Origin of the sequence: Muriicola sp. (genome assembly GCF_049669965.1) — a bacterium.
GTDB lineage: Bacteria > Bacteroidota > Bacteroidia > Flavobacteriales > Flavobacteriaceae > Muriicola.
The window spans coordinates 1-8,113 of sequence record NZ_JBATLB010000001.1; the positions used below are offsets into that span (position 1 = coordinate 1).

The 8,113-nt window shown below is 41.2% G+C and carries 10 protein-coding genes; 8 read left to right on the plus strand and 2 right to left on the minus strand.

All coding sequences use genetic code 11. The features are described 5' to 3' along the window. Positions 1–338 precede the first annotated feature (338 nt). The 6 genes from WBM49_RS00005 (at position 339) to WBM49_RS00030 (ending at position 5,189) form a co-directional block, all read left to right on the plus strand. Positions 339–548: a LapA family protein gene (locus WBM49_RS00005; RefSeq protein ID WP_424369998.1), complete on the plus strand. Its 210-nt coding sequence runs from the start codon at positions 339–341 to the stop codon at positions 546–548. 26 nt (positions 549–574) lie between these two features. Further along, complete coding sequence (locus WBM49_RS00010) at positions 575–1,180, plus strand: DUF4251 domain-containing protein (protein ID WP_424369999.1); 606 nt, start codon at positions 575–577, stop codon at positions 1,178–1,180. 88 nt (positions 1,181–1,268) lie between these two features. After that, positions 1,269–2,447, plus strand: coding sequence for a PQQ-dependent sugar dehydrogenase (locus tag WBM49_RS00015; protein ID WP_424370000.1), 1,179 nt, complete (start codon positions 1,269–1,271; stop codon positions 2,445–2,447). Beyond that, complete coding sequence (locus WBM49_RS00020; protein ID WP_424370001.1) at positions 2,434–2,889, plus strand: toxin-antitoxin system YwqK family antitoxin; 456 nt, start codon at positions 2,434–2,436, stop codon at positions 2,887–2,889. The genes WBM49_RS00015 and WBM49_RS00020 overlap by 14 nt, the downstream gene beginning before the upstream one ends. A 318-nt stretch (positions 2,890–3,207) precedes the next feature. Further along, the gene (locus tag WBM49_RS00025; protein ID WP_424370002.1) at positions 3,208–4,323 is read left to right on the plus strand and encodes a fatty acid desaturase family protein; all 1,116 of its coding nucleotides are present in this window, start codon (positions 3,208–3,210) and stop codon (positions 4,321–4,323) included. A gap of 104 nt (positions 4,324–4,427) precedes the next feature. Next, positions 4,428–5,189: a class I SAM-dependent methyltransferase gene (locus WBM49_RS00030; RefSeq protein WP_424370003.1), complete on the plus strand. Its 762-nt coding sequence runs from the start codon at positions 4,428–4,430 to the stop codon at positions 5,187–5,189. 26 nt (positions 5,190–5,215) lie between these two features. On the opposite strand, the gene WBM49_RS00035 is transcribed toward WBM49_RS00030, so the two are convergent. Continuing rightward, positions 5,216–5,842, minus strand: coding sequence for a TMEM175 family protein (locus tag WBM49_RS00035; RefSeq protein WP_424370004.1), 627 nt, complete (start codon positions 5,840–5,842; stop codon positions 5,216–5,218). Between the two features lie 149 nt (positions 5,843–5,991). Between WBM49_RS00035 and WBM49_RS00040 the strand changes: the two genes are divergently transcribed. Next, complete coding sequence (locus WBM49_RS00040; protein ID WP_424370005.1) at positions 5,992–6,732, plus strand: hypothetical protein; 741 nt, start codon at positions 5,992–5,994, stop codon at positions 6,730–6,732. Positions 6,733–6,956: 224 nt separating this feature from the next. After that, entirely contained in the window at positions 6,957–7,832 is an 876-nt protein-coding gene (fabD, locus tag WBM49_RS00045) for an ACP S-malonyltransferase (protein ID WP_424370006.1), read from the plus strand. Between the two features lie 72 nt (positions 7,833–7,904). On the opposite strand, the gene WBM49_RS00050 is transcribed toward fabD, so the two are convergent. Beyond that, positions 7,905–8,113: hypothetical protein (locus WBM49_RS00050; RefSeq protein WP_424370007.1), on the minus strand; the 209-nt coding region annotated here is incomplete at its 5' end.

Genomic DNA, 8,113 nt, shown 5'->3' on the forward strand with positions numbered 1-8,113 from the left:
GAGGGGACTCAGGATAATGCCAAGGAACAAACTGTAGTGATCTATACCTCCTGGAATTGGGTAGAAGACCTGAAAGGAATCTCTGAATGGGAATCCACGGCTTACGCAGATGGGCAATTAGATTAAAGGGAACTCGTAATCAGTTGCTATTTTATAAGAATGATCTACGTTACAAAGTGATGGATAATTCGTATCTTATAATCACCTTCATTCTAACAAAGTAGTCGCAAAGAAACCGGGATTTTAAGAACTTTATTTAGAATGGCAGTATGGGGAGATAGAAGGTTTTTGCCGACAAGTCTAAGATCATAAAAAGATAGTTTTATAAATCATTCTCTGTGAAATTTAAAACCATTATGGCCATTGTATTCGCAGTACTGGTGGTTATTTTTTCACTTCAGAATGCGGAAGTTACGGAGGTCGACTTTCTGCTCTGGAATATCTCCATGTCTAAAGTACTTATTATTCTGGGCAGTTTTGCCATTGGTGTTTTAGTTGGTATTTTGGTCTCCTTAAAACGACCAAAAAAGTATCCAAGTGAATGGTGAATTGAAGGAATTAAAACGATAGGCCTATGAGAATACAACCATTGCATATATTCATTGTTATCAAGGGCTGGTTGCAAAAAACCCCATCCTTGGGAATTTTACTTTTCATTGCCCTACTTTCTGTGGGCTGTGGCAGCACTTCTTCTGTGGAAGCAGATTTAAATAAAATTCAATTCCTGACTAAAACGGTAGAAGAGGCCCACTACGAGATCATCTCTAACTGGGCTTTTCCACTAATGACTCAGGGGCTGAACAGCCTGGCCAATTCCGGACTGTTCATGCCGGGTAGCAATGCCAATAGTATAGATCTTATGGGAAATACTAATCACCTTACGGTTAAAGGAGATAGTGTATCGGTCTCCTTGCCGTATTTCGGAGAACGCCGGATGGGTGGTGGTTATGGCAACAGCGATAATGGTATTAGCTTTAACGGCATCCCGGATACGTATTCCATCGAGTGGGATAAGAAGAAAAATAGGTATGTGGTTAAGATGGAAGTGAAGCAAAAAACAGAAACCTTACAATTTATTATAACCGTATTTCCATCCCTGAAGGCCGATATTAATGTGAATAGCACACATCGCACTTCCATACGCTATAGTGGTAATATGAGGGCTATTTCAGAAGAATAGTTGTGCAGCCGTACGGAAGGGGAGTGGTCTGCTAACATAAACAATAGGTGGCAAAAACAGAATCAATAATCTCACTTACAATTTATATATGAAAAGATATTTTACCCTAATTAAAGCTTCCATGTTTGCAGTAATAATTGCCTGCATGTTCTCTTGTAAAGACAATGCGGAGGAGAAAACAGAAAAAAAAGTAGTGTTGGAACCCTATGAGGGTCCGCTGCCCATTCAAAATCTGCGTCTCCCGGAAGGTTTTAAGATCGATGTATTTGCTGAAGGTATAGACGGAGCCCGTTCTATGGCCATGGGGGATAAAGGAACTCTATTTGTGGGTACCCGAAATGAGAAGACAGTCTATGCGATCAAAGATACGGATGGGGATTTCAGAGCAGATAAAGTTATGATCCTGGATTCTACTCTGAAAGTACCTAATGGAATAGCCTTTAGGGATGGAGCACTATATGTGGCCCAGGTAGACCGACTATTACGCTATCCAAACATTGAAGCAAGCTTAGAAAAAATACCAGAACCACAGGTTATCTATGAGGATTACCCCACAGAGTTTCATCATGGGTGGAAATATATCGCATTTGGTCCGGACGGGAAATTGTATGTGCCTGTGGGCGCCCCATGTAATATATGTGATCGCACAGGGGAGGATGAACGCTTTGGAACCATCACCAGAATGGATCCTGATGGTTCTAGCCGGGAGATCTATGCTCATGGGGTACGGAATACGGTAGGATTTACCTGGCATCCGGAAACAGGAGAGCTTTGGTTTACAGACAATGGCAGGGATATGATGGGCGACGATACACCGCCTTGTGAATTGAACAGGATAGAATCGGCAGGGCAGCATTTTGGCTATCCCTTCTGCCATGGAGGTACTATTGCGGATCCCGAATTTGGGGCTCAAAGGCCTTGCTCGGATTTTGTGCCACCAGTGCAGGCACTAGGAGCCCATGTGGCTCCCTTAGCGGTTAAATTTTACAGGGGCACTAATTTTCCGGACACCTATAAGCAATATGCCTTTATTGCAGAACACGGTTCCTGGAACCGTTCCTCAAAGGTGGGGTACAAAATTAGCCTGGTAAAGTTAGAAGGGAATACGTCTGTTGGCTATGACACTTTTATAGACGGTTGGTTAGATGAGGCCACTCAGCAAGCTTTTGGCAGACCGGTAGATATGTTATTTTTAGAGGACGGTTCCATGCTAATCTCGGACGATTTTGGAGATGCCATATACAGGGTGTGGTATGAAGGCGTCTAAGCTATTTATGGTCGCAGGGGTAATGATCATCTTTCCCACGATGATGATAGCCCAAATAGATACCCTCTCTCAGGAAATGGTCTCTATGAGCGACACCTATCAAAAGCCCTATAAGGTAGGAGGTGTCTATTATAAAACCAATGAAACTATCCCATTTACTGGTGTATTGTTCGGGAAGTATGCCAATGGCAGGTACCTCTCCATTCAGGAATATAAGAATGGTATCGGGAACGGAACCTGGATCAATTATTACCCCAACGGTCAGCTTAAAGAAGTTGGAACCTATAGGGATAACAGGGTAGAGGGGGCTATTAAACAGTACTACGAAAATGGGAATTTAAAAGCAGAAGGAACTTATGCCCATTGGCGGAAAAAGGTGGGGAAATGGAATTTCTACGACCAGGATGGCAACTTAACTCGCTCACAAACTTATCCGCAATAAACTAATTTTAACATATCTTTTGATTCCTAGGCATCCAATGGCATTCAAATAAAAGCGTATCTTTACGGGGTAAGTGCTTTAGAAAGCTTTAGTTACCACTGCATTTTTGTTTGCAATAGCTCTCTTCAATACTTTAGAATGGCATACGATTGCGCATTGAAGTAGTTGGAGTGGAGGACCCCTGGATACTTATTATCCTATCTTCTTTTTAATATTTCTACGTAAACATCTTGCTGAATAGTTTGTAGCTATCTCAACCTAATCTGTTGCTCCAGGTTGAGTAGTAGTATTTATTGGAGCATTTTTATATTTAAACAAATGGCTAGCCCTACTAAGAATCCCACATTTTCCAGAACCCGTGATAACGACTTTGCGAAAGCCCTGCGAAACAGGGTAAATACTTATTTTAAAACAAATAACATAAGCAGAAATGCCAATAAGAGAATGGTCATCAAGACCGTGATTATGATGTCCTTGTTCTTTGTACCCTTAATATTGTTAGGTAGCGGATTGGTAACCAGTGTCTGGATGCTCTTTGCCCTGTATATTCTCTGCGGTTTCGGCATGTCGGGGATAGGAATGGGGGTAATGCACGATGCTATACACGGTTCGTATTCCAAGAACAAGACCATCAATAAATTATTGGGTTATTCCTTTAATATGATAGGCGCCAACGCCAAGGTTTGGAAAATTCAGCACAATGTACTTCATCACACGTACACCAATATAGACCAGGCAGATGACGACCTTAATGCACCATTTTTTCTACGGTTTTCGCCCCACGCCAAACACTATTGGGCCCATCAGTTTCAACATATTTATATCTGGTTCTTCTATGGGATCTCTACCATCTCCTGGATCACTACCAAGGATTATGTTCGACTTAAAAGATATAAGGACATGGGGTTCTTTTCTAAAAAGAATGAGTATGCCAAAACCCTTGTGACAATGACAGCCTGGAAAATTCTGTATTATACCTATGCCCTGGTATTACCTATGATCATGGTACCACAGGCTTGGTGGATCATCTTACTTGCCTTTCTTAGTATGCATTTTGTGACTGGTTTACTGGTTAGTACGGTCTTTCAAATCGCCCATATAATGCCGGCGACAGAATTTCCCCTGCCCAATGAGGAGAATGCCATGAAAGAGGATTGGTATACCCACCAACTGGTAACCACTACCAATTTTGCCCCTAAGAATAAGCTGCTTTTTTGGCTTATTGGAGGCTTGAATTTTCAGGTAGAACACCATGTGCTGCCGGATGTTTGCCATATCCATTATCGGGAAATGGCTACAATTGTGTCTGAAACGGCAAAAGAATATGGTATTCCCTATCATGTAAAGAAAAGTATGGGGCATGCTATCCTGGCCCATGTAAAAATGCTTCGAGACCTTGGAAACAAACCTATGGTGCCGGTTCATGTTTCTTAATAGTGCTTTAAAAAGCTACTGTATAAAGAACAATTCTATTTTATTTTAAGATTTTTACAACAGATCAATTCCAAAACCTTTTAGAACTTTGGAAAAAAGTAGCTATGCAAGTATCCTATTTTCTACTTAAAAAGTCCGACAAAATTTCGAAAAGTGTTATACCCGTTTTGGCCCTCCTTTGTTTCTTATTTGTCTTTTCCTCCTGTGAAGGGCAGGAAGGCAATAAGTCTGCCATTTATACTTATCAAAATGGGGATCCCAATGGAACTGGAAAATGGTATATGGGCAGGGAAATTGCTTACGTCATGGGTTTTCAGGGGATGTACTGGCTTAACAGACCGGAAAGAGAAGCAGAAGAGAATACCTCCACGCTCATACGCAACATGCAAATTAAAAAAGGGGAGGTCATTGCTGATATAGGGGCCGGTTCGGGCTATCATGTCTTTAAGATGGCCACCTTGGTTCCTGATGGTCTTGTTTATGCCGTAGACATTCAGGAAGAAATGCTGGCGGCGATCAGGAAACGGAAAGAGCAGGAGGGGATCGGGAATATACGCTTGATTCAGGGGACTGAACAAAGTTCTGAGCTTCCGGAGAATACCATAGATAAGGTGTTAATGGTAGACGTATATCATGAGTTTACCTATCCTATGGAGATGATGGCTTCCATCAAAAAGGCATTACGCCCCGGCGGCAGCGTTTACCTTATTGAGTATCGTGGCGAAGATCCCAGCGTTCCCATTAAAATACTTCATAAAATGACCGAGCAACAAGCAGTAAAAGAGATGGCGGCAGCGGGCATGGTACTGGTAGAGAACATAAAAAATCTGCCATGGCAGCACTGTATGGTGTTTAAAGTGAAATAGATCGTTTCTTTTAACAGGAAATCTCCTTAGGTCGAGCTTTGTTGTTTTTTCTTCTTTCGGTAATACCGATTGATAAGGAACTGAAAAACAAAGATCAGGACAAAGATAATTCTGGCCATGTAGGGAGCAAAAAATGCCAGGATCCCGGCCAGAATCCAGACAGTTAATGCGTTCCAGGCGGTAAGTTTATACCATAAAATGGCTAAGGGAGTTAATTCCGGATGGCCTTTTTCTTTTTTGATCACGTAAAGGATCATGAGTAAGTTGAACAATCCGATTGCCGTGAGGTTAAAACAATAGAAGACAAACGGAATTGTAAGGTTAAAACCACCCACATAGAACCCGGTAGAGAAGGGCATTAGCACAATAAAAAAAAGTAGGAAGATATTCAGCCAGAGTAATTTGGTATCTATGGTAGAGACCAGTCGCATACACCGCAGATGTGCCAACCAGTAAAGGGCCGTCACCAGAAAACTTACCACTAATCCAATAAAACTGGGTATTCTATTGGCTAACAAGGTCCAGGTATCATTAGACGAAAAGGCCTCATAGGTGGGAATACCTATTTCCAGTACCAACAGCGTCATGGCGATAGAATACACCGCATCACTAAAATTAATGACGCGACTCTTGTCGTAGGAAGGAATGATCATACTAGCACACTTAATTTCAAATATAAGGTTTCTACAAAAACTTATCCCATATGTTCTTATGTTCTTAAACAGTGCTAAACCCTTGAAAGACAATATTTAACAAGCCATGTCGTTTTTATTGGACGTAATTAAACTTCAAAAACCATCACATGAAATTATCCAAAGCAATCAGCAGCTTTTTCTTTTGTGCCTTCGTGGGCCTTATTGCCAACGCGCAGGACCTGTATCAAAAAGGAGAGCTGCACCTAAAAAAGGGCAAAACGGAAGAGGCTTATATCCAAATAGACTTTGAATACCCACAGCGTTTTCAACAAAATATCACCTATGTAACCCCTAAGGATTATGATAAATTCTTAAAAACCGGGAAATTAAAGGGAAGCATGAAGAACAAACTAAATCCCGGAGATTTAGAAGGTTTTTCCCTGGATAACGGTAAAGTGTTTAAGACCGTAAGATATGCAGACCTTACCGGAAAGGCCATTAAAATGATCCCAAAAAAGATGTGTCTGGAGCAAACTGCACAAGGTGCTATTGAAGTGTTTAAATTATACAGCCGTACTACTGGGACTATTAACCACGAACTTGCCGATATGATCTTTGAGGACAGAGCTAATTTGGTGAATTATATCCAAGACAACTTTCAGATCCTGGTAAATAAAGACAACAAGAACCCCACCAATATTATGCAGGTGAATTTGCTGAATTATATTGGTGACAATCCAAGGGTAAAAGAAAATTATACAAACAACCACTATGGCTTTAGAAACCAGTTTACGGAACAACAAAAAATGGGAAAGTACGTAAATAAGGAGTATGAGGCCGCTTTTTTAAGCATGGTGAACGACTATAATCAGGAGGCGGCAACAGAAGGGGAAGCAAGATCTGAGTAATGGAGCTTCCAAAATAGTTTCAATAAAAAGCACTGATCCCTATGACCCAGTCATAGGGATTTATATTTATGGCCTACCCATTGATTAGTTAGCAGCCGTTCATTTCAATGCAGAACATCCGGGAAAATGGAATAACACCTTTATAGTCATGAGCTTAGGGAATTTTAAACTATTTTAACCATTCTTAAATGGATCTTTAAATAGTCTAAGTAACCTTTTTATTTATGCACGCGTATTTGTTCCCTGGTCAAGGCACACAGTATCCCGGGATGGGAAAAGCTCTATATGATAAATCTCCCCTGGCTCAGGAATATTTTAAAAAAGGTAATGACATCTTAGGATTTTCAATTTCGGATGTGATGTTTGAAGGATCTGCAAAAGATCTGAAGCAAACGAAGTATTCCCAACCTGCTATTTTCTTACATTCATATATTCTTTCAAAAACCCTTGGTAATAAATTTAAACCAAATATGGTTGCGGGGCATTCACTGGGGGAGATATCTGCCCTCGCCGCCATTGGTTCTTTAGATTTTGAATCGGCCTTATTACTTATAGCAAAGCGCGCTGCTGCCATGCAAAAAGTATGTGAAGTAGAAAATACAGGGATGGCAGTTGTGGTTGGTTTATACGATGTGATCGTAAAGGATATTTGCAAAAAAGTAGATGGTATTGTAGTGCCTGCCAATTATAATGCTTTAAAACAAGTAGTGATCTCAGGCGACATGAAGGCCCTCAGAGAAGCCTGTGATAAATTGAGGCCCGGTGCCAAGGCAGTAATAAATTTACCTGTAAGTGGTGCCTTTCATTCTCCCTTTATGGAGCCAATTGTTGAAGAATTCAGAATGGCTGTTGAGGAAACAAAATTTAATAAACCGAGATGCCCAATTTATCAGAACTTCGCAGGTCGCCAGACCGAAGATGTAGAGATCATAAAAAGAAATTTGATCGATCAATTAACGCATCCGGTAATGTGGAGGCATACCATTCTCCATATGATAGAAGATGGAGCCACTGAATTTACAGAAATAGGTCCTGGTAATTTTTTAAGAGGCCTTGTTCGTCAAATCGACAAGTCCGTGCAGACACATGGAATTTCGTAATGGGCTATATCACCTTGCCTGGGGTAGTTTAACCTATAAGGATTGGCAGTATGTTTGCGTTAACGCAGTATCTTATTCTACGAGGATCTTCCCACTCAAAAATTCGCGGTAGGCTGTAATGGCTTCAGGCCCCTGCACGGCATCATTCAGTTTGTCTATAATAGTTCCTCCCCGAAGACCAAAGGCAAAGATATTTACCATGGAGGCCCCATGGTTATAGTGCCTCGCCAGGTACGATTCCATGCCATACCCAGGGTTTCTTGGCGGATTACCCAAAATTG

Bases quoted from the DNA above. Each gene is read 5' to 3' on its own strand.
- WBM49_RS00010 (WP_424369999.1), top strand. From the start codon at position 575: ATGAGAATACAACCATTGCATATATTCATTGTTATCAAGGGCTGGTTG.
- WBM49_RS00015 (WP_424370000.1), top strand. From the start codon at position 1,269: ATGAAAAGATATTTTACCCTAATTAAAGCTTCCATGTTTGCAGTAATA.
- WBM49_RS00020 (WP_424370001.1), top strand. From the start codon at position 2,434: ATGAAGGCGTCTAAGCTATTTATGGTCGCAGGGGTAATGATCATCTTT.
- WBM49_RS00025 (WP_424370002.1), top strand. From the start codon at position 3,208: ATGGCTAGCCCTACTAAGAATCCCACATTTTCCAGAACCCGTGATAAC.
- WBM49_RS00030 (WP_424370003.1), top strand. From the start codon at position 4,428: ATGCAAGTATCCTATTTTCTACTTAAAAAGTCCGACAAAATTTCGAAA.
- WBM49_RS00035 (WP_424370004.1), bottom strand. From the start codon at position 5,842: ATGATCATTCCTTCCTACGACAAGAGTCGCGTCATTAATTTTAGTGAT.
- WBM49_RS00040 (WP_424370005.1), top strand. From the start codon at position 5,992: ATGAAATTATCCAAAGCAATCAGCAGCTTTTTCTTTTGTGCCTTCGTG.
- fabD (WP_424370006.1), top strand. From the start codon at position 6,957: ATGCACGCGTATTTGTTCCCTGGTCAAGGCACACAGTATCCCGGGATG.